We start from the raw sequence: 19958 nt of genomic DNA, 5'->3' as shown, positions 1-19958 counted from the left end.
TACGGAGATAAGCTCATGATTTTCAATGTACAAAATTTTGGCGCCAAAGGAGATGGCATCACTGACGACACAGCGGCGATACAACGTGCAATTGATGCGGCGGCCGCCGCAGGCGGGGGGCAGGTTTACGTGCCGACCGGGACCTATATCGTTTCGGGAGGAGTGGAACCTTCCGACGGTTGCCTGATGCTCAAGAGCAACGTCTACCTGTACGGCGACGGCATGGGGGCAACCACCGTCAAGGTGGCTGACGGCTCCGACACCAAGATCACCGGAGTCATCCGCTCCGCCTATGGCGAGCAAACCCACGATTTTGGCGTCAGCAACCTCACCATCGACGGCAACCGTGACAACACCACGGGCAAGATCGACGGTTGGTTCAACGGCTACATTCCCGGGCAAGCAGGCTACGACTCCAACGTCACCCTCGACAGCGTCGAGATCAAGGATTGCTCCGGGTACGGTTTCGACCCCCATGAGCAGACCGTCAATATGGTCATCAAGAACAGCGTGTCCCACGGCAACGGCCTGGACGGTTTCGTCGCTGACTTCCTGAGCAACAGCACCTTCGAAAACAACGTCGCCTACGACAACGACCGGCACGGTTTCAATATCGTGACCAGCACCCACGACTTCACGCTCACCAATAACGTTGCCTACAACAACGGCGGCAATGGCATCGTGGTGCAGCGCGGCAGCGAGAACATCCCCTCCCCCAGCAACATCACCATCACCGGTGGCGAAGTGTATGGCAACGGCGCCGAAGGGGTGCTGATCAAAATGTCCAGCGAGGTGACAGTCAGCGGCGTCGACATTCACGACAACATCAGCGCCGGGGTCCGCATCTACGGCAGCAACCACGTCGAGCTTATCGACAACACGCTCAACAGCAATTCCCTGGGCAACCCCGTACCGGAGATCATCATCCAGTCCTACAACGACACCCTGGGTGTGTCCGGCAAGTACTACAACGGCAGCGATAACACCATCCAGAGCAACATCATCACCGGCAGCAACCTGTCGACCTACGGTGTTGCGGAACGCAATGAAGACGGCACCGATCGCAACGCCATCATCGGCAACACCATCAGCCACACCAGCAACGGTGCGACGCTGGTCTATGGCGACGGCAGCTACGTCAGCGACACGGTGCCGATGATCACCGTGCAAGGCACAGCTGGCAATGACATCCTGCTGGGCAGCGCCGGCAGCGAGATTTTCTATGGTGTGGCCGGCAACGACACCATCAATGGCGGGGCCGGTGACGACATTCTGGTGGGTGGTGCAGGCATCGACAAACTCACCGGCGGTACCGGCGCCGATACGTTCCGTTTCACCACTCAGTCCGACAGTTATCGCAACGCAACCGCAAGCTTCGATGACACCATCACCGACTTCGACGTCACCCAGGACAAGATCGACCTCGCCGGCCTCGGTTTCACCGGCCTGGGCAATGGCCATGGCAGTACCTTGCAAGTCAGCTACAGCGCCAGCACTAACCGCACCTACATCAAGGACTACGATGCCGACGCCAGTGGCAATCGCTTCGAATTGATACTCTCGGGCAACCTCGCCAGCACTCTGACCGCGAGCAATTTCATCTTCAATCGTGTGCTCACCGGCACCAACGGCAACGACTCGCTGCTGGGCAGTGATTCGGCCGACACCCTGCTCGGCCTGGCGGGTAACGATAGCCTCAATGGCGGCGCGGGCGACGACAAACTCGACGGCGGCGCCGGTATGGACACCCTCACCGGTGGCGCCGGAGCGGACACCTTTGTGTTCTCCAATCGCCTGGACAGTTACCGCAATTACAACACCGGCGGTGCCAACCTTGCCGACCTGATCACCGATTTTGATATCACCGCCGACAAGATCGACCTCTCGGCCATGGGTTTCACCGGCCTGGGGGATGGCAAGAACAACACCGTGTACGTGGTGCTCAACAGTGCCGGCACCAAGACTTACATCAAGTCCCTGACTGCCGACGCCGATGGCAACCGCTTCGAAGTGGCACTGAGCGGTAACTACCTCGACAAGCTGACCAGCGCCAACTTCGTCTTCGCCACGTCGTCACCGACCAACCACGCGCCGGTTCTGGCCACGCCGCTGCTGGATCAGAACGCAACCGAAAACGCCCCGTTTAGCTACGTGGTGCCAGCCACCAGCTTCACCGATGCGGATAATGACAACCTCAACTACACCGCCACCCTGTCCGATGGCAGCGCCCTGCCCGCGTGGCTGAGCTTCAATTCCACCAACCTGACCTTCAGCGGCACGCCGACCAGCACCGCATCCGGCAATTACAACGTGCTGATAAAGGCCATGGACCCGGCCGGTGCATCGGCCAGCGATAGCTTCGATCTGGTAGTGGCCAACACCGTCACCGGCACCAACAATGCCGAAACCCTCAACGGCACGGCGGGTGCCGACCTAATCCTCGGCCTCGGTGGCAACGACACGATCAAGGCCGGCGCTGGCGCCGACACCGTCGACGGCGGTGCCGGACGCGACTCGCTGTATGGTGGCGACGGTGCCGACACCTTCCGCTATACCAACCTGCTCGACAGCTACCGCGACTACGACACGGGTGGTGTCACGGCCACCGATACGATCTATGACTTCACCGCGGGCGTCGACAAGATCGATGTGTCGGGCCTGGGCTTTGTCGGCCTTGGCGATGGCCACAATGGCACGTTGTACATCACCCTCAACACGGCCGGCGACAAGACCTACATCAAGTCCGCCGAAGCGGATGCCAATGGCAATCGCTTTGAAATCGCCCTCAGCGGCAACTACCTCAACACCCTGACCGCCAGTGACTTCGTGTTTGGCCAGCACGCCCAGCAGGACATCCTCTACCTGCCCACCCTCGGCCAATCCAATGCACGCCTGCTGCGCATGACGGAGGACGACAATCAGTCCGGCACCTCGATGCTGGTCAACGACCTGGACCGCTACACCCCCTATGACGTGCGCAGCCAGTTCACCGATGCCGATGGCAACGGCATCGACATCGCGGTGGGCGGCAGCACGGTCACCGGCCTATCGACGCTCAGCGCCGAGGAACTCAAGCTGTGCTGGTGGCTGACCGACACCGACCAACCCGGGGCTGCTCTGTTGCGCGCAGTGACGCTGCTGAGCGACCAGCGCAGCGAACTGCAATCGATCAATAACGTCACCATGGGCATCATTTGGGGCCAGGGTGAGGAAGCCGCTCAGGAGATCGCCCAAGCCACGGACAAAGCAGCGGCAGCAGCGGCCTACAAGGATGCGACCCTAAAGGTGTTTGACTACCTGCATGCCCAGTTCGGCAACTTCGACGTGTACATGATGGAAACCGGTCACTACGAGCAGGACGCGGCGCGCGCCCGTGGCTATTCGGAAGAGAAGATCGCCTCCATCGTCGAGGGGGTTGGCTATGTTCACGCCGCCCAGGAAGCCATTGCCGCCGAGCGCGCCGACGTCAAGCTGGCGGTGGACTACAACGACCTCCCCTTGCGACACGAAGTCGATCCGCTGACGTATCCCGACGACGTCTGGCACCTGCACGAGGAATCGGCGGAAATCGTCGGCCAGCGCCTGGCCGACTACATCGCCAATGACCTTGGCTTCCAGGGCAACCCCAACGACAACAACAGCGTGCAGGACATTTTCGACAACAACCGGACGATGATTTCCGGTACCGACCAGGCAGATACCCTGGTGGGCAGCTCGGGCAACGACACGCTGGATGGCGGACTGGGCGCCGACACCATGACCGGTGGCGATGGCAACGACATCTATGTGGTCAATAACGTGCTCGACCGCGTGGTGGAAAGCAACACCTCGACCTCGCAGATCGATACGGTACAGGCCTCGGTCAGTTGGACCTTGGGCGCCAATCTCGAGAACCTGGTGCTCACCGGCGTGTCGGGCATCAACGGCACCGGCAATGAGCAGCACAACTTCATCACCGGCAATGCCGGCAATAATGTGCTCGATGGTGCCGCAGGGGGCGACAGCATGAGCGGCGGCGATGGCAGCGACACTTACTATGTCGACAACGCCGACGACATCGTGATCGAGATCAACAGCAATGCGCTGTCCGGTGGGATCGACAGTGTGCACAGCAGCCTGGCGGCCTATACCCTCGGCAACAACGTCGAGCATCTGTATATCGATAGCACTGGCGCCGCCAATGGCACGGGCAACGCGTTGGACAACACGCTATTCGCCGGAGCCGGCAACAACGTGCTGGACGGACGCGAGGGCAATGACACCGTGTCTTTTGAACGCGCCGCGTCTGGCGTTACCGTCAACCTCTCGACGTCAGCGCAGCAAAACACCGTGGGTTCCGGGCTCGACACCGTGAAGCTCTTCGAAAACCTCACGGGAAGCGCCTACGCCGACACGCTGTCGGGTAACAGCGGCGCGAACGTTCTGAACGGTGGTGCGGGCAACGATACGTTGGTGGGCGGTTCGGGCGATGACCGGCTGATCGGCGGTGCCGGCACCGACAACCTCACCGGAGGCACTGGCGCGGATACCTACGTGTTTGATGCGCTGTCGGACATGGGCGCCGGCGCTCTGCGCGATGTGATCAACGGCTTCAAGAGCACCGAGGGCGATCATCTGGACTTCACCGGCCTGGACGCCAACCCGCTGACCACTGCTATCGACGCGTTCACCTTCATCGGCAGCAACGCCTTCGACCCTGCCGACGCCACCGGCCAACTGCGCTTTGCCGATGGCATTCTCTACGGCAGCGTCGATGCCGACGCCGCCCCCGAGTTCGAAATCGCACTGGTGGGCGTCACGGAGTTGCACGTCAGCGACTTCACAGCCTGAGTTACGCCCAAAAGGGATTTGCAGTGCTCGAAAAATCGAGGACAGCCATCAATCAAAATGTGGGAGCGGGCTTGCCCGCGAAGGCGGCGGTACATCCAACATGGGTGCAAGCTGACCCACCGCTTTCGCGAGCAAGCCCGCACCGACAGCATTTTGCATTCTGGTATGGGGGGCAGGCGTCAATTTCGCCAGCGAGGTGATCCAACCCCTGCCCTTCAGTCCTTGCTCGATTTGGGTATCGCAATACGGCTACTGGTCTTGACCTCGCGTAATGCCAGGCTGGACTGGATGGAGGCAATACCCACCTGACGCCTGAGCACCTGCTCGATAAAGTCACTGTAGCTATCAAGATCCTCCGCCAACACTTGCAGCACATAGTCGGCATCCCCAGTGATCTTGTGGCAGGACAACACTTCGGGCAATTGCGCAATCACCGCCTCGAAGTCGTCGGGGGCGTGATCGGCGTGGGTGGAAAAACGGATATGCACGAACGCCATGATATCCAGCCCCAGCATTCGTCGATCAAGGTTAGCCTGATAGCCCTTGATCACTCCCGCCTCCTCCATTCTCTTACGCCGCCGCCAGCAAGGCGTAAGGCTTAACGACAGACGCTCACTGAGCTCGGCGTTGGAGATACTCGCATCCTCCTGCAGCAATGCGAGAATCGCCAGGTCGGTGTCGTCGAGACTGATGCGCTTGGATGTTTTTTTCTGCATTACGCCATTCCTGAGTAAAACCTCCCGTAATATCTACCAAACACCGAAAACAAAGCAAAGAAATCGCATCCGTACCAGAACAAAATATTTGCACTGGTTCACATCAACGGATGCGCACAATGTTTACAGTTTTCAGTGATTCCCACCGTTTACACCACGGCACCGAATTGAAAGACGGCGTGCTCAAGCCGTCCTTCGAACAGCCCAGTCGGGCCGATACCGTCCATCATCGAGTCAAGCAGGTCGGGCTTGGTCAGATCATCGAACCGCGAGCCTTTGACCGGTCGTGCTATGTCAACGCGCACAGCGAGCGCTACGTAACCTTTCTGGAATCCGCCTGGTCTGAATGGAGCGCAACCGGACGCACCCACGATGCCTTGCCGCTGGTGTGGCCAGTGCGCGATCTGGCCAACGAGCAAGTGCCGACTTACATCGACGGCAAGTTGGGTTTCTACGCCATGGACGCTGGCTCCCCCATCACCGCCACCACATGGCCAGCGGTAAGAACCAGTGCCGATATTGCGCTGACCGGACTGGCGCTGATCAATGAAGGCCACGACAGTGCCTTTGCCCTGTGCCGCCCGCCGGGCCATCACGCAGCACGTGAATACATGGGCGGCTATTGCTATCTCAACAACGCCGCCATTGCCGCACAGCAAGCCATCACCCAAGGCGCCAAACGTGTCGCGGTACTGGACGTCGACTTTCATCACGGCAACGGCACCCAGAACATTTTCTACGGGCGCAGTGACGTCATGTTTGTCTCGCTGCACGGCGAACCGACAGTGTCTTATCCGTATTACTCAGGCTTCAGCCACGAAGTCGGCGCCGGCCACGGCGAAGGTTACAACCTCAACTACCCGTTGCCGAAGAACACCACCTGGGAAAGTTACCGTAACGCCCTGCTCCACGCCTGCAAGAAACTTCAGCAATTCGCCCCTGAAGTGCTGGTTATTTCACTCGGCGTCGACACGTTCAAGGACGACCCAATCAGCCATTTCCTGCTGGAAAGCGACGATTTCATCGGCATCGGCGAGCTGATAGCGGGCGTGGGCTGCCCCACCCTGTTCGTGATGGAAGGCGGCTACATGGTTGATGAAATCGGGATCAATGCGGTCAACGTGCTGCATGGTTACGAGAGCAAACGCGCCTGAGTCATCCCCTGAATCGCAGCGTTTCAACTATTGAATCGGAGAATAAAAACATGACTCTTTTTATAGACGTCGATCATGCCGCACGCCTGTTCGCCAAGGTGGGAATCCGCCGGGCAATCCGCGAAATGGCGGCTTACATCGAAGCTGACTACTCACGCTGGGCGCAGTTTGATAAGTCGCCGCGCACCGCCAATCATTCGGCCGATGGTGTGATCGAGTTGATGCCGACCGACGATGGCCAACAGTACTCATTCAAATACGTGAACGGTCACCCGGACAACGGTCAAAGCAATTTGCTGACGGTCATGGCCTTCGGTGTCCTGGCCGATGTCCACAGTGGCTATCCCACCTTGCTCAGCGAACTGACGCTGACTACAGCCGTGCGCACCGCCGCGACCTCCGCCCTGGTCGCGAAGTCCCTGGCGCGCCCTGATGCAAACATCATGGCAATCATCGGCAATGGCGCCCAGAGCGAATTTCAAGCCATCGCCTTCTACGAAATGCTCTCCATCAAGGAAATCCGCATTTTCGATATCGATCGCGACGCTTCACTTAAGTTGAAGCGCAACCTAGCCGCATTCCCGGATATTGAGGTGATTCTGGCCAGCTCGGTACAGGACGCGGTCAAGGGTGCACACATCGTCACCACGGTCACCGCAGACAAAGCCTATGCAACGATTCTGACGCCCGAAATGATCGAGCCCGGCATGCATATCAATGCCGTCGGCGGTGACTGCCCGGGGAAAACCGAACTGCACGCCGACATCCTGCGCAATGCCCGGGTCATCGTTGAGTTTGAACCTCAAACCCGGATTGAAGGCGATATTCAACAACTGGAGGCCGACTTTCCCGTCGTCGAGTTCTTCCGGATTGTTCAAGGTGAAGTAGCGGGCCGTGAGAGCGACGCACAGGTCACGGTTTTCGATTCCGTGGGTTTCGCCCTCGAAGACTTTTCGTCACTGCGCTACGTGCACGATCTGGCGCGGGAGCATGCCATCGGTGAGCGCATCCATCTGGTGCCGACGCCGGCCAACATAAAAAACCTCTACCAACTGCTCGAACAACCGCTGGCCATCGCTCCGTCGCGCCTGCGCACAGTCAGCTGATAGCCCAAAGGTGATGCTCTAGAGAAAGGAGCTCGCAGACGAGAAACCCTGACACCTGCAAACAAGCGACGTCATTAGCCGTGACGTCTCTAACAAGAACGCTAGACACCCACTTTCTGCCAAAACTCAAAAACATAAAATCAAGAGGTTTTGTAATGAAAACGACTCCGTCCGGGCTGCCTGAACAGCCCGCGCTGCAGCGCACCCTCAGCAATCGTCACATTCAGTTAATGGCCATGGGAGGCGCCATTGGCACAGGCCTGTTCATGGGCTCCGGGAAGATCATCGCCCTTTCCGGCACGTCGATCATCCTCATCTATATGATCATCGGCCTGTTCGTCTACTTCGTCATGCGCGCCATGGGCGAACTGTTGCTCTCCAACTTGAACTTCAAAAGCTTCGCGGACTTTGCCGGTGCCTACCTTGGCCCGCGTGCGGCATTCTTCCTCGGCTGGTCGTACTGGCTGAGTTGGAGCGTCGCGGTGGTGGGCGATTCCGTAGTGGTCGGCGGCTTCTTTCAATACTGGTTCCCTGATGTACCCGCCTGGATACCGGCCATTGGCATGCTACTGACGCTGTTCGCCTTGAACGTGCTGACCGTCAGGCTTTTCGGTGAGGTGGAGTTCTGGTTCGCGATCATCAAGATCATTGCCGTCGTCACCTTGATTGGCGTCAGCATGGTGCTGATTGCCAGTTCATTTGTATCGCCCAATGGCGTCACCGCATCCCTGAACCACCTGCTGGATAAACAGGCAGCCTTCCCCAATGGCCTGTTCGGTTTCTTTGCCGGTTTTCAGATGGCCATCTTTTCCTTTGCCGGCACCGAGCTGATCGGCACTGCAGCCGCCGAAACCCGCTCCCCCGAGAAGACCCTGCCTAAAGCCATCAACTCGATTCCGCTGAGAATCATCCTGTTTTATGTGCTGGCTCTAGCCTGCATTATTGCAGTGACTTCATGGCAACAGGTTTCGCCCAACAAGAGCCCTTTCGTCGAACTGTTTCTGATTGCAGGGTTTCCCGCAGCCGCCGGTATCGTGAACTTTGTGGTGCTGACGTCTGCCGCCTCATCGGCCAACAGTGGCGTATTTTCATCCAGCCGCATGCTGTTTGGGCTGGCCAGTCACGACAATGCACCCGGGATTTTTCGGCGTTTGTCGGGCAATAGCGTGCCTCTGCTGAGCCTCGCGTTCACCACACTATTGATGCTGGTGGGTGTACTGTTGCTGTTCATCGTTCCGGAAGTCATGACAGCGTTCACCATTGTCTCGACCGTGTCGGCGATCCTGGTGATTTTCACTTGGTCGACCATCCTCGCGTCGTACATTGCCTATCGCAGAAGCCGACCCGACCTGCATGCGCAATCGACCTACAAGATGCCTGGCGGCGTGCCGATGGCCTGGTTCTCTTTGGCATTCCTGGGCTTTGTTCTCTGTTTGCTGGCATTAAGACCTGACACCCGTATTGCTTTAATGGTCATGCCGGGGTGGTTTATATGGTTGGCAATTGCCTATCAGCTGACCCACACCTGGAGGCCCAAACCCGCAGCTGGATCGATAAGTCAGTACAACTGATTTTACCTGGAGCCTTTGGGGCAACGCCCTTGAGTGATGCGGCATTTGTGGGGCACCTGCGGGTCGAATAGCTGCAAGCGAAGGCCGTCAAATATCAATGGCGGCCAACTCGCTCCTGCAACCCAACCACCGCCGAGCGGTATGGCAAGTTCTGAGCACTGACTTACACTGCGATACACCAATGCGAACGAATCACTGTTCAATGCATCGATACATCCCACGGCAATCCGGGCATCACGTAATGATCTGGGTGAAGCCAATATGAAAACGGTCACGAGCCTTTTCCGCTGTCTGCTCGCTGCCAGCGTATGCACGGCGGCGAGCACCTGTGTAATGGCTGCGCCAACCTACAAGACCAGCTTCGACTGTGGCGAGGCAAAGGCGCCTGTCGAGAAACTGATCTGTCGCGATCCGCAACTGGCGCAGATGGATATCGAACTGACGCGTCTTTATCGCCTGGCGCTCACGGATGAACATTCAGTGCCGCGTCCGGACAAAATCATGATCGACCAGCAGTTCTGGATCGATGCCCGCAATCATTGCGCCTCCACACCGACACCCAAGGCGTGCACAGTCCGCAGTTATGCCGAGCGCGCGCACCAGTTGCGTCAAGGTTCGGCCATTGTGAGAACCAAAGACCCATACAGGCTTACAGAGGGCCCCCTGGCTTTTCGTTGTACAGGGCTTAATCCGCTGGTTGCCGCCACCTTCTTCACCACGCAGCCGGGTGTCGTGTTCCTGAAATGGGCGAACACCTCGATTGTCCTGAACCAGGAGCCGAGTGATTCGGGAACCCGATACACAGGCAAGGACTCCCTAGGGAATTACAGTTTCTGGCAAGACGGCGACGTGGTGCTATTCCAGAAGCCTGGCTCAGGGCCAATGAGTTGCAAGGCCGAGCCGGTCGGTTGATGTCTCTGGCGCAAGTACCGGCGCCCTACTCCCAGCCCCAAAACCTGCGCGCAAAAAAAGCCCCGAAACCACATAAGGTTCGGGGCTAAAAATTGGTTGGTTGCGGCCAACCAAAGGAGCATTTTTCAAAGCGGTTACGGGTTACAGGCAATCCTGCGCGGCACGTTCGAAACTCGAAGGCATGAAGTTCGACGCCAGCAAGTGGCGCTCATACAAAAACACCTTGCCGCCGTTCGGGGCTTTGTAGGCTTCCAGAACGTTGTCTGCGGCGACTTTGCTCGGCACCACGATCCGGTAGCTGCGCTGGGTTTGCGAGACCGTCGGGTTCAGTGCGTTGCCCTGCAACTTCGGCACCACGCAATCGGCGTACTCGGCAGGCGTTTTTTTCGTCTGCAAGGTCAGCGTCGGGTCGTTCGGCGCGGAGGCGCAACCGGCCAGCAGCAAGGTGGCAACAGCCATGGCAGGAACAAATAAAGGGCGCATCGGTGCAGTCCTGAAGTAAAAAATCTGTTTCGTTGCGCAACGGGGCACTGTCGTTGCGGTTATGGTCCGGGTGTTCAGCCAGCAGTCACCAGGGTCTTGAGCGAGTCATCGAACTGCTTCAAGGCGCTGAGTTGCAGGTCGCGTTGCTGATCGATCTGGGCGGCGATCTCGGCTGCGGCTTTACGGTGTACCCAGACCGAAGGCATTTGTTTCTCGACGGCGCCTTCGGCCTTGCCGATGTATTGCAGGTTGGCGTCGTAGAACCGTGCGGCTAAACGCGCTTCGACCTGACTGTTGCGTTGGGTCAGCAAACGGTTGTGGGTATCGAGCATCACCACCACATCCGGATGGGCCTGCAACAACGCATCGAGGTTGTCGTAGACGGTCACCGACAGGAACTGCTGCTGCAGCGAACTCATCAGCCAGTCGATCGCCAATTCCGGATCGGAACTGTTGATGAACGCGTCGCGAATCCGCGCATCCAGCGCATCTCGCGCGCCGTTCAGCGCTACGTCGTGGTAACGCTCGAGGTATTGCAGGTTGTCCAGGGTGTTTTCGCTGTACAGCACACCGACGGTTTGCGAATGCTGCAACCCGGTACTGGCGCCGGCGATGGGCAGAAAATGGCACGATTGGGCGTCGTCTGCGTAGGCGGTTGCAGCAGTAGCAACCCCGCCCATCAACAGGGCGACAATTGCCAGTCGGGTCAATGTCTTCATCGCGCAATTTCCTTGAGCTGCGTCTTCGATGGAGGCGATTTTCCGCCTTTACCCGACCCAGCAGAACTTGCGTTTCTTGATTGTCACTATCACTTGAACCGATAGTTGCGCCGCGTGCCGATTATTTGCGCTTTCCTTCAAGTGCCTGCTCGATCACGCGACGCTCAGCTGATTTCTCCCCTGCGATTTCGCCGCGTAAAGCGCGCGATCTGCACGACCGATCAGTGCCTTTTCATCAGGGTCGCTGCCGTCGGCGACATATGTCGCCAACCCCAGGCTGACGGTCACGATACCTAACGGGCTCGACAAATGCTCAAGCTGCTCGGCCGCAATACACGACAGGATCGCCTCGGCAACCGTTCGCGCTCCTGATTCGTCCGTATTGGGCATCACCACGGCGATTTCTTCCCCGCCATAGCGAGCTGTCATGTCACCTGGGCGACGGACACAGTGCTTGATCGCCTGACCTATGATCCGCAGACATTCGTCTCCAGCGAGATGGCCGTAGTGATCGTTGTAGCGTTTGAAAAAGTCCACATCGATCAGGATCAGTGACAACGGGCTTGCGAGTCGCTTGGCGCGTTTGAGTTCGACATCCAGGAACTGATCGAAATGCCGGCGGTTGGCGAGGCCGGTGAGTTTGTCCTCGCTGGCGAGAACTTCCAGTGTCTGGTTAAGCTCGATCAGTGCGGTTTGGGTGGCGAGCAATTTTTCCTCCGCCCGAATACGCCGGCTGATGTGGGAAATCAGCCGGCGTCCCAGTGCGACCAAGAGCCCCAACAACAGCAGCACCACAGCGACAGATTGCTTTGTCTGACTGAGCCACGCTTGCATTGCCTCGGCCTGTCCCACCGCAACCGTCGTGACGACAGGATATTGATCGTTTCTCTTGAACGCGTAGAGGCGATGGATGCCATCTACTTTCGACGCAAAGTCCACGGTGCCTGATGAGGTGTTACGCAAGTATTCGGAGAATATGGGTGCGTGAGACAGATCACGGCCGATGTCTTCCACTTGAAAGGGATACCGCACCAGCAGGCGCCCTTCGGATGAGGTCAGGCTGATCGCGCCGAATTGCCCCACGTGGATGCTTCGATAAAGTTTGAGGAAGTGTTCGAGGCTGATAGTTGCGGCGATTACCCCGGCAAAACTTCCATCAGGGTGATCGATGCGTCGGCTGACCGAAATCACCCAGGCGCACGTGGCCCGGCTAAGAATCGCCGGGCCGATATAGATGCCGCGATCCGGAGTGTCGCGGTGATACTGGAAGAACGCCCGATCTGCGTTGTTGCTATTGGATGAGATCGGCATGTTGGCCGAGAATAGCCAGTCCCCTTGGGCGTCATACAGCACCACACTATTTAATTGCGGGAGCGCATCCATCTGCTGGGCAACCAACTTGCTCAGCCGTTCGAGTTGCTCCGGGCCGGTACCGTCTTTCTCGATCCTTTCTGTCAGGCTCAGCAACAGCACTTCACTTTGCTTGAAGGTGCCCTCGGTGTAAGTGTTGAGCGCCTGGGTCAGGTTCAATGTATCGGTATTGATGTCGCTCAAGGTGTTCTGTCGGGCTGTCCATGTCTGCCAGGCCGTCAGCAGCACCACGGAGACACACACCAGAAAGATCAGAAAAGTGGCAAGTCGAAGATCGCGTTTCAAGGAAGTACCGGGCTGTTGAGTACACTGGCGTCAAAGGCCGTGCATTATAGAAGGCTTTTGGCCAGCATTGCTGATGCATTTGGATAGTTCAGCCCTGCGCCGGGAATGCTTCCACTCTTAGTTTCTCCATCGCCAGTTCAATGAAAGCCGATACCGCCAACGGCAGATGCTGCGGGCTCGGGTAAAGCACGTGCAGACCAAAGCCCGCGCGCTGCAAATATGTTGTACGATGACGGATGAGTTGACGTAATTCATCTGTCATCCTCGCACCTATAACAACAAGGAATTACCCATGAAAAAAGTGAAACTGATTATCGGTTTTTTATGCCTGTTCAGTGGCTACGTGGCGGCCTCCCCCGCATCGAGCGAGACGGATGTTGCCGCTGCGGTAGACCATCTGACTCAAGCGATGCTGACCAAAAACGTCCCACAACTGAATGCGCTCACCGCTGAAAACCTGACCTACGGGCATTCCAGCGGGAAAATCCAGGACAAGAAAGAATTCATCGCCGACATCGAAACCGGAAAAAGCGCTTTCAAAACGCTGGAGATGCAGAATCAGAAAATCACCGTCTCGGGTGATGTGGCGTTGGTCCGCCATCATTTTTCGGCGCAAGCCATCAAGGGCACCGAGATTGTTCCCACGGAAATCGAGAACTTTCAGATCTGGCAAAAGCAGCAAGGAAAATGGTTACTGGTAGGACGACAAGCGTTCCGGCTCTGACCTGGCGAGGGGTGTCAGGCAGTTGCAATGCTGGATGTGCCGGTCTCTTCGCGAGCAAGCCCGCTCCCACACTGGATTTTCTGTGAGCACAGTATTTGTGCACGCCAGCGATCACATGTGGGAGCGAGCCTGCTCGCGATGGCGTCCGTCGCTACCACTAAACAGCAGCCTTGAACCCCTCCTCCCGTTGCAACGCCCGAGCCTGAATCACATCCAGCAAGGCACAGCCTTCACGCGTCAGCAGATGCACCGCCCGGGTGACGCGGGTCAGGTCGCAGTCGGAAATACCTTTGAGGTTGAGGCTGGACAAGGTGTCCATCAGATCGCGAACCACGGTGAAGCGATGCATGGCGCAGGCGGCCAGGTCGCTGAGTTCTTTATGGGTATTGATGAAGAGCACCGGAGTGTCGGCGTCGTAGGTGTCGATGGGGAGGTAACGGGGCATGACTTGGTCGGACATGGGTGTAACTCCAATAGAGCAACCACCTTCCGCGGCCAAGCGAAAAAGGTGGCAGCTATGTGCGGGTTGGCCGACCGGCACACCCTAAATCCGGCACACCCTAGGGTGTCCCGCGCACAGCTGCCATAACACGATATCCAGACATAAATAGGTCTGAACAATGACGCTGATGCGTTTGGTGTGACCGACCGGCCAAGGTCGTTCGCGGTGTTTACCGCGAGCCCGAACTATAGGGGTCGATACCAAAACGCGGCAACAGGGTACGTTGTAGGAAACGTCTTGGAAAGTTGTGCGCCACAACGTGGACCGTTGTGGACTGCCCGCCAAACGCGTGTTTGCCCAGAATGCTTAATCATCCTCATGCAACTTGATCCCACGCTTATGCAGCAGATACGGCACCAGCAACACCAACAACGTCAACGCCAGCACCGACGCCGCAATCGGTTGCGTCACAAATATCATCCAGTCGCCCTGGCTGATGGATAAAGCATTACGCAGCTGTTTTTCCGCCATCGGCCCCAGCAGCATGCCGACGATCACCGGGGCGACGGGGAAGTCGAAGCGGCGCATCAACACCCCGGCCCAGCCAATGCCCAGCATTAGAAACAAGTCGAAGGTTGAGTGGCGCATGCCATACACGCCGATGGTGGCGAATACCAGGATCCCGGCGTTCAGGTACGGCCGAGGGATTTGCAAGAGTTTGACCCAAAGCCCCACCAACGGCAGATTCAGCACCAGCAGGATGACGTTGCCGATGTACAAGGAGGCCACGAGGGTCCAGACCAACTCGCCCGAGGTCTGGAACAGCAGCGGCCCCGGTTGCAGGTTGTAGTTCTGGAACGCCGCCAACAGAATCGCCGCCGTCGCGGAGGTCGGTATGCCCAGGGTCAGCAGTGGAACCAGCGAGCCGGTGGCGCTCGCGTTGTTCGCCGCCTCGGGGCCAGCGACACCCTCGATGGCGCCCACGCCTTTGCTGGCGGCGAATTCTTTTGGGTACTTGCTGAGTTTGCGTTCGGTGGAATAGGACAGGAACGTCGGGATTTCCGCACCACCGGCCGGAATCGACCCGAAGGGAAAGCCGATCAAGGTGCCCCGTAACCACGCAGGAACCGAGCGTTTCCAGTCGGCGCGGGTCATCCATAACGAGCTCATGCGGTGTCGGCCGGCCGTTTCTTCCTTTTGGTAAAGCACGCCGTACAAGGCCTCACCGACGGCAAACATCCCCACCGCGACCAGCACCACTTCGATGCCATCGACCAGTTCGGGAACCCCCAAGGTGTAGCGGGCAATGCCTGACGTCGAGTCGAGGCCGATCAAACCGATGGTCAGCCCGATGCCCAATGAAGCAAAGCCGCGCAGCATCGACGCGCCGAGCACTGCCGACACAGTGGTGAAGGCCAGCACCAGAATCGCGAAATACTCCGCCGGCCCGAATTTCAGCGCCAGCGTGGCCACCAGGGGCGCGAACAACGTCAGCAAGATCGTTGCGATGGTGCCGGCCACGAATGAACCGATGGCGGCCGTTGCCAGCGCCGGGCCTGCCCGTCCGTTGCGGGCCATGAGGTTGCCTTCCAGGGCCGTGACCATGGAGGACGATTCCCCCGGGGTGTTGAGCAGGATCGAGGTGGTGGAGCCGCCAAACTGAGCGCCGTAATAGATGCCGGCGAACATGATCAGTGCCCCGGTCGGGTCGACCTTGGCGGTAATCGGCAGCAGCAAGGCGACGGTCAGCGCCGGGCCGATCCCCGGCAATACTCCGATTGCAGTGCCCAGCAGACAACCGATAAACCCCCACATCAGATTGATCGGCGTCAGCGCGCCAGCGAAGCCGACGGCCAGATTCGAGAGAATATCCACCTTGTCGACCTCCTTCGGCCTGAATCAGATCCAGGCGTTGATCAAGGGCGGAAGGGAAACCCCTAGCCCGGCGGTGAAAAGCCAGTAGATCGGCAGCGTCAGGGCAATGCCGATGGCCAGGTCCCGCACCGGGCTGCGGCTGCCGAAGCCTCGCGCCGAACAGGCAAACAGCAATGCAGCAGCCAAGACGAAGCCGATGTAGGAAATGAGCAACGCCACGCCCAGCAGCCCTGCCGTAACCCAGGTCGCCCCGGACTTGCCGCCGGGCTCGGCCCCGGAAGTCTCATGATCATCGGCGAGGTTGCGAAAACCACCGGTGAGCGCCTGATAGCCCATCAACAGACCAACGGCGCCCAGAAATGCCGCGACGGCATAGGGGTAGACATAGGCCGGCATGATGACGAAGCCCATCTCAGGGGGAAACCGCGAGGCGCCGACCGCCAATACCGCACTGATCACGACAATGCCGACGCCAATCGCCAGTTGAGCCGGCCTTACGCTCCAGCGCCCGGCCATCTCAAAGCAGCCCGACCTTGACCAGCATCGCGCGCAGGCGTCCGTGCTCCTCATCGACGAATTTGCCGAAATCATCCCCGGTCAGAATGCTCGGCGACCACGCATTGGCTTTTACGTTTTCCTGCCAGACGGCGCTTTTGGTGGCGGTCAGGACGGCTTCCGTCAGTGCCTTGCGCTGTTCAGGCGTCAGGCCCGCCGCGCCGTAAATACCCCGCCAGTTGCCGATCGTCACGTCGTAGCCAGACTCTTTGAGGGTCGGTGCGTCGATGCCTTCAACGCGGTTGGGCGCGCCGACGGCCAGTAAGCGGAACTGCTTGGATTGCACGTATTTGGCCAGCTCGGCGTAGCCGCCAGTGATCACCGTGATGTGCCCCCCAAGCACCTCGGCAACGACTTCGCCGCCACCGGCGAAGGCAACGTAATTGACCTTGTTGACGGGGATGTCCATCTTGCTCGCCAGTTCGGCGATGCCGATGTGGTCGATCGACCCCTTGGAGCCACCGCCCCATTTGATGCTGGACGGGTTGGCTTTGAAGTCCTTGAGCAAGTCCTCCAGGGTTTTGTACGGCGAGTCGTCGCGTACGGCGATCACGTTGTATTCGGTAAACAGCCGGGCGATCGGGGTTACGTCCTTCAAGGTGATTTGCGGTTTGTTCTGCTCGATGGACGCGACCATGATCGCGCCGACCACGATCAGCGCATCGGGGTCGCCCTTGGTGGCGTTGGCAAATTGCGCCAACCCCAGGGTCCCGCCGGCGCCACCCTTGTTCTCGAAGGTGGCGGCTTTGGCCGTTTGGGCCTCGACCATGGCTTTGCCCAGGACTCGCGCGGTCTGGTCATAACCGCCACCCACGGAACCTGGGGCCATGAACTTGACGGTGTCCAGGGCAAAAACGGGTGATGCGAGTGCGGCGGCGGTAATGAAAGCGGCGAGGTTGCTGCTGAATCGACGGGCCAGTGCAAACATGAGACGTCTCCGGATAGCCGTTCTTGTTGTTTTCGATCAGGGAGAGCCCCTGTTCGGTGAGCATTCGTCTGGAAACAAGCGTAGGTCATAGATGTGTTTGTTGACGGCCTTTGTGCTGATGCGCCGTTAATCAAAGACAGCACATCGACTCAATATCCGCATCGAAATCTACGCAACCATAGGCCCTGTGAACCACCCACAATCCACTTGCAAGGACATCATCATGGCCATCGCAAAAGCAGCACCTGGCAAAACCCTGCTGAACCCAACCGACCACACCCTGATCATGATCGATCACCAGTCGCAAATGTCCTTTGCGACCAAGTCGATCGATGCCGTCACCTTGCGCAATAACGCCGCACTGGTGGCCAAGGCAGCCCGGGGCTTCAACGTGTCGACCATCCTCACCACCGTTGCCGAGAAAAGCTTCTCCGGCCCGATTTTCGACGAAATCAAATCGGTGTTCCCGGAACACAAAGTGATCGACCGTACCAGCATGAACACCTGGGAAGACGAGCGCATTGCCGTTGAAGTCAACGCCATCGGCAAACAGAAAATCGTCCTGGCCGGCCTGTGGACCTCCGTGTGCATCGTTGGCCCGGCACTGTCGGCCCTCGACCAAGGCTTCGAGGTGTACTTCATCGCCGATGCCTGTGGCGATGTCTCCATCGAAGCCCATGAAATGGCCGTGCAACGCATGATCCAGCTCGGTGCCCGCCCAATGACATCGCTGCAATACCTGCTTGAACTGCAGCGCGACTGGGCACGCACCGAGACTTACGACGAGACGGTGAAAACCTCCATCGCCAACGGTGGTGCCTATGGTCTGGGCCTGATCTACGCCAAGACCATGTTCCATGCCTCTGAAGGCCATTGAGAATAAATAGCGACTCTGCGGAGTCGCTGTTTCAAGCGGGAGATCCGTCATGTTTTCTTTACAAACCCTCCCGCGCATTTCCGGTCGGAAGGACGTCCCCAGGGCGTCCTTCTGGCTCTGCGTGTTTTTTGCCGGAACAGCCCTGGCGGATGAGACACCGGATTCCGCGCAAGGATTTCTCGAGGGCGGGAAGCTTGAGGTGCTCAGTCGAAATTTCTTCCTCAACAGCGACTACCGCTCACCCCAGCCTTCGGGCAAGAACTACAAACAAGAGTGGGCTCAAGGCTTTATCGGCTCATTTGAATCTGGATTCACTCCCGGCACGCTAGGTTTCGGCGTCGACAGCCACGCTTTTATGGGGCTGAAGCTCGACGGCGGCAAAGGGCATTCGGGAACCGGGTTACTGCCGCTGGACAGTGACGGTCGCAGCGAAGACAACTATTCCAGTGCCGGTGGTGCGCTGAAAATCAAGGCCTCCCGTACCACCCTGGCCTTCGGTGAAATGACCGTGGAAACCCCGGTGTTCGACACCTCCGACAAACGCCTGCAACCGGAATACGCCACAGGCTTTCTGTTGAACAGCAACGAAATCGACGACATGAAACTGGTGGCGGGTCATTTCACGGCGTTCAAGAATCAGGACAACACAACAAGCAAGGGCAACTTTTACGGCTACGGCGCCAACACCGAAGCCGGTGGCATCACGTTTCTGGGCACCGACCTGTTCACGCACAGTCCTGTCGGCGGCGCTTTATACGCCTCCGAGCTGAGCGACACCTGGCACCAGTATTACGCCAACCTGCACCTGAAACAGTCCGCCGTGTTCCTCGACGCCAACCTGTATCGCACGCAGGACACCGGCAAGGCGCTGGCCGGTGCCATCGACAACACCGCTTATAGCCTCTCGGGCAAATACACCCTTGATGCCCATGCCTTCACCCTGGCCTGGCAACGCATCAATGGCGACACACCGTTCGACTTCGTCGGCGGCGACTCGATTTACCTGGCCAACTCGATCAAGTACGCCGACTTCAACGGCGCCCATGAACGCTCCTGGCAGGCACGCTACGACCTCGACCTCGGCGCTTATGGCATCCCCGGCCTGAGTTTCATGACGCGTTATGTCCGGGGTAGCGACATCGACGGCACCCGTGCGCCCAAGGGTGGGGCCTACAACCCGTTCGACCCGACCATCGGCGAGTACGTACCTCAACAGGGCGATGGCGGGCGGCATTGGGAGCGCGACATCGACCTGCGCTACGTCGTGCAGTCAGGCTCCGCCAAGGGGTTGTCACTGCAACTGTCCCATGTGTCTCATCGGGCCAACACCGCTCAGGCGGGCGATGACATCGACAGGGTTTACGTCGTCATCCAGTACCCGCTGACCTTCGGGCACCTGTGATCAACGTC

Annotated in this window: 16 protein-coding genes and 1 pseudogene; 8 read left to right on the top strand and 9 right to left on the bottom strand. The window is 58.5% G+C overall.

Annotated elements, in window-relative coordinates; all coding sequences use genetic code 11:
* Nucleotides 1-15: 15 nt before the first annotated feature.
* On the top strand, nt 16-4830 hold the full coding sequence (locus AC30D7_RS04645; RefSeq protein WP_490133240.1) for a M10 family metallopeptidase C-terminal domain-containing protein: 4815 nt from the start codon (nt 16-18) through the stop codon (nt 4828-4830).
* 215 nt (nt 4831-5045) lie between these two features.
* On the opposite strand, the gene AC30D7_RS04640 is transcribed toward AC30D7_RS04645, so the two are convergent.
* Nucleotides 5046-5546, bottom strand: a complete 501-nt coding sequence (locus AC30D7_RS04640; protein ID WP_018925946.1) for an Lrp/AsnC family transcriptional regulator — start codon at nt 5544-5546, stop codon at nt 5046-5048.
* A gap of 119 nt (nt 5547-5665) precedes the next feature.
* On the opposite strand from AC30D7_RS04640, the gene AC30D7_RS04635 reads away from it, so the two are divergent.
* The 4 genes from AC30D7_RS04635 to AC30D7_RS04620 all read left to right on the top strand — a co-directional run bounded on the left by AC30D7_RS04635 (nt 5666) and on the right by AC30D7_RS04620 (nt 10289).
* On the top strand, nt 5666-6700 hold the full coding sequence (locus tag AC30D7_RS04635; RefSeq protein ID WP_490133239.1) for a histone deacetylase family protein: 1035 nt from the start codon (nt 5666-5668) through the stop codon (nt 6698-6700).
* A gap of 50 nt (nt 6701-6750) precedes the next feature.
* Entirely contained in the window at nt 6751-7806 is a 1056-nt protein-coding gene (ocd, locus tag AC30D7_RS04630; RefSeq protein ID WP_490133238.1) for an ornithine cyclodeaminase, read from the top strand.
* A gap of 155 nt (nt 7807-7961) precedes the next feature.
* Nucleotides 7962-9377, top strand: a complete 1416-nt coding sequence (locus tag AC30D7_RS04625) for an amino acid permease (RefSeq protein WP_490133237.1) — start codon at nt 7962-7964, stop codon at nt 9375-9377.
* Between the two features lie 261 nt (nt 9378-9638).
* The gene (locus AC30D7_RS04620) at nt 9639-10289 is read left to right on the top strand and encodes an MliC family protein (protein ID WP_490133236.1); all 651 of its coding nucleotides are present in this window, start codon (nt 9639-9641) and stop codon (nt 10287-10289) included.
* 141 nt (nt 10290-10430) lie between these two features.
* Here AC30D7_RS04620 and AC30D7_RS04615 read toward each other — a convergent pair whose 3' ends face one another.
* The 4 genes and pseudogenes from AC30D7_RS04615 to AC30D7_RS04600 form a co-directional block, all read right to left on the bottom strand.
* Entirely contained in the window at nt 10431-10772 is a 342-nt protein-coding gene (locus tag AC30D7_RS04615; protein ID WP_028940580.1) for a YajG family lipoprotein, read from the bottom strand.
* Between the two features lie 74 nt (nt 10773-10846).
* Nucleotides 10847-11491, bottom strand: coding sequence for an ATPase (locus AC30D7_RS04610; protein ID WP_490133235.1), 645 nt, complete (start codon nt 11489-11491; stop codon nt 10847-10849).
* A 153-nt stretch (nt 11492-11644) separates the two neighbouring features.
* Entirely contained in the window at nt 11645-13147 is a 1503-nt protein-coding gene (locus AC30D7_RS04605; RefSeq protein WP_490133234.1) for a sensor domain-containing diguanylate cyclase, read from the bottom strand.
* 88 nt (nt 13148-13235) lie between these two features.
* Nucleotides 13236-13361, bottom strand: a pseudogene (locus AC30D7_RS04600) (LysR family transcriptional regulator); the annotation flags it as partial.
* 78 nt (nt 13362-13439) lie between these two features.
* Between AC30D7_RS04600 and AC30D7_RS04595 the strand changes: the two are divergent.
* Complete coding sequence (locus AC30D7_RS04595; RefSeq protein ID WP_019578968.1) at nt 13440-13871, top strand: nuclear transport factor 2 family protein; 432 nt, start codon at nt 13440-13442, stop codon at nt 13869-13871.
* A gap of 157 nt (nt 13872-14028) precedes the next feature.
* Here the strand turns inward: AC30D7_RS04595 and AC30D7_RS04590 are convergent, their stop codons facing one another.
* The 4 genes from AC30D7_RS04590 to AC30D7_RS04575 form a co-directional block, all read right to left on the bottom strand.
* Nucleotides 14029-14331, bottom strand: a complete 303-nt coding sequence (locus AC30D7_RS04590) for a hypothetical protein (RefSeq protein WP_490133233.1) — start codon at nt 14329-14331, stop codon at nt 14029-14031.
* 348 nt (nt 14332-14679) lie between these two features.
* Complete coding sequence (locus tag AC30D7_RS04585) at nt 14680-16188, bottom strand: tripartite tricarboxylate transporter permease (RefSeq protein ID WP_490133232.1); 1509 nt, start codon at nt 16186-16188, stop codon at nt 14680-14682.
* Nucleotides 16189-16212: 24 nt separating this feature from the next.
* On the bottom strand, nt 16213-16704 hold the full coding sequence (locus AC30D7_RS04580; RefSeq protein ID WP_490133231.1) for a tripartite tricarboxylate transporter TctB family protein: 492 nt from the start codon (nt 16702-16704) through the stop codon (nt 16213-16215).
* A 1-nt stretch (nt 16705) separates the two neighbouring features.
* Entirely contained in the window at nt 16706-17671 is a 966-nt protein-coding gene (locus AC30D7_RS04575; protein WP_490133230.1) for a tripartite tricarboxylate transporter substrate binding protein, read from the bottom strand.
* A 223-nt stretch (nt 17672-17894) separates the two neighbouring features.
* Here AC30D7_RS04575 and AC30D7_RS04570 point away from each other — a divergent pair, with 223 nt between their 5' ends.
* Nucleotides 17895-18548, top strand: a complete 654-nt coding sequence (locus tag AC30D7_RS04570) for a hydrolase (RefSeq protein WP_019649847.1) — start codon at nt 17895-17897, stop codon at nt 18546-18548.
* 49 nt (nt 18549-18597) lie between these two features.
* A complete protein-coding gene (locus tag AC30D7_RS04565; protein ID WP_490133229.1) occupies nt 18598-19950 on the top strand; it encodes an OprD family porin in 1353 nt (450 codons plus the stop codon).
* Nucleotides 19951-19958: the final 8 nt, after the last annotated feature.

The organism is Pseudomonas sp. DF5 (assembly GCF_058148225.1).
Note: the sequence above shows the minus strand (reverse complement) of the source record. Positions and strands in the feature narration are given on the sequence as shown.

Coding starts and splice junctions, on each gene's coding strand:
- ocd (WP_490133238.1), top strand. CDS start 6,751: ATGACTCTTTTTATAGACGTCGATCATGCCGCACGCCTGTTCGCCAAG.
- AC30D7_RS04640 (WP_018925946.1), bottom strand. CDS start 5,546: ATGCAGAAAAAAACATCCAAGCGCATCAGTCTCGACGACACCGACCTG.
- AC30D7_RS04565 (WP_490133229.1), top strand. CDS start 18,598: ATGTTTTCTTTACAAACCCTCCCGCGCATTTCCGGTCGGAAGGACGTC.
- AC30D7_RS04635 (WP_490133239.1), top strand. CDS start 5,666: ATGTTTACAGTTTTCAGTGATTCCCACCGTTTACACCACGGCACCGAA.
- AC30D7_RS04595 (WP_019578968.1), top strand. CDS start 13,440: ATGAAAAAAGTGAAACTGATTATCGGTTTTTTATGCCTGTTCAGTGGC.
- AC30D7_RS04575 (WP_490133230.1), bottom strand. CDS start 17,671: ATGTTTGCACTGGCCCGTCGATTCAGCAGCAACCTCGCCGCTTTCATT.
- AC30D7_RS04590 (WP_490133233.1), bottom strand. CDS start 14,331: ATGTCCGACCAAGTCATGCCCCGTTACCTCCCCATCGACACCTACGAC.
- AC30D7_RS04645 (WP_490133240.1), top strand. CDS start 16: ATGATTTTCAATGTACAAAATTTTGGCGCCAAAGGAGATGGCATCACT.
- AC30D7_RS04620 (WP_490133236.1), top strand. CDS start 9,639: ATGAAAACGGTCACGAGCCTTTTCCGCTGTCTGCTCGCTGCCAGCGTA.
- AC30D7_RS04580 (WP_490133231.1), bottom strand. CDS start 16,704: ATGGCCGGGCGCTGGAGCGTAAGGCCGGCTCAACTGGCGATTGGCGTC.
- AC30D7_RS04625 (WP_490133237.1), top strand. CDS start 7,962: ATGAAAACGACTCCGTCCGGGCTGCCTGAACAGCCCGCGCTGCAGCGC.
- AC30D7_RS04615 (WP_028940580.1), bottom strand. CDS start 10,772: ATGCGCCCTTTATTTGTTCCTGCCATGGCTGTTGCCACCTTGCTGCTG.
- AC30D7_RS04570 (WP_019649847.1), top strand. CDS start 17,895: ATGGCCATCGCAAAAGCAGCACCTGGCAAAACCCTGCTGAACCCAACC.
- AC30D7_RS04610 (WP_490133235.1), bottom strand. CDS start 11,491: ATGAAGACATTGACCCGACTGGCAATTGTCGCCCTGTTGATGGGCGGG.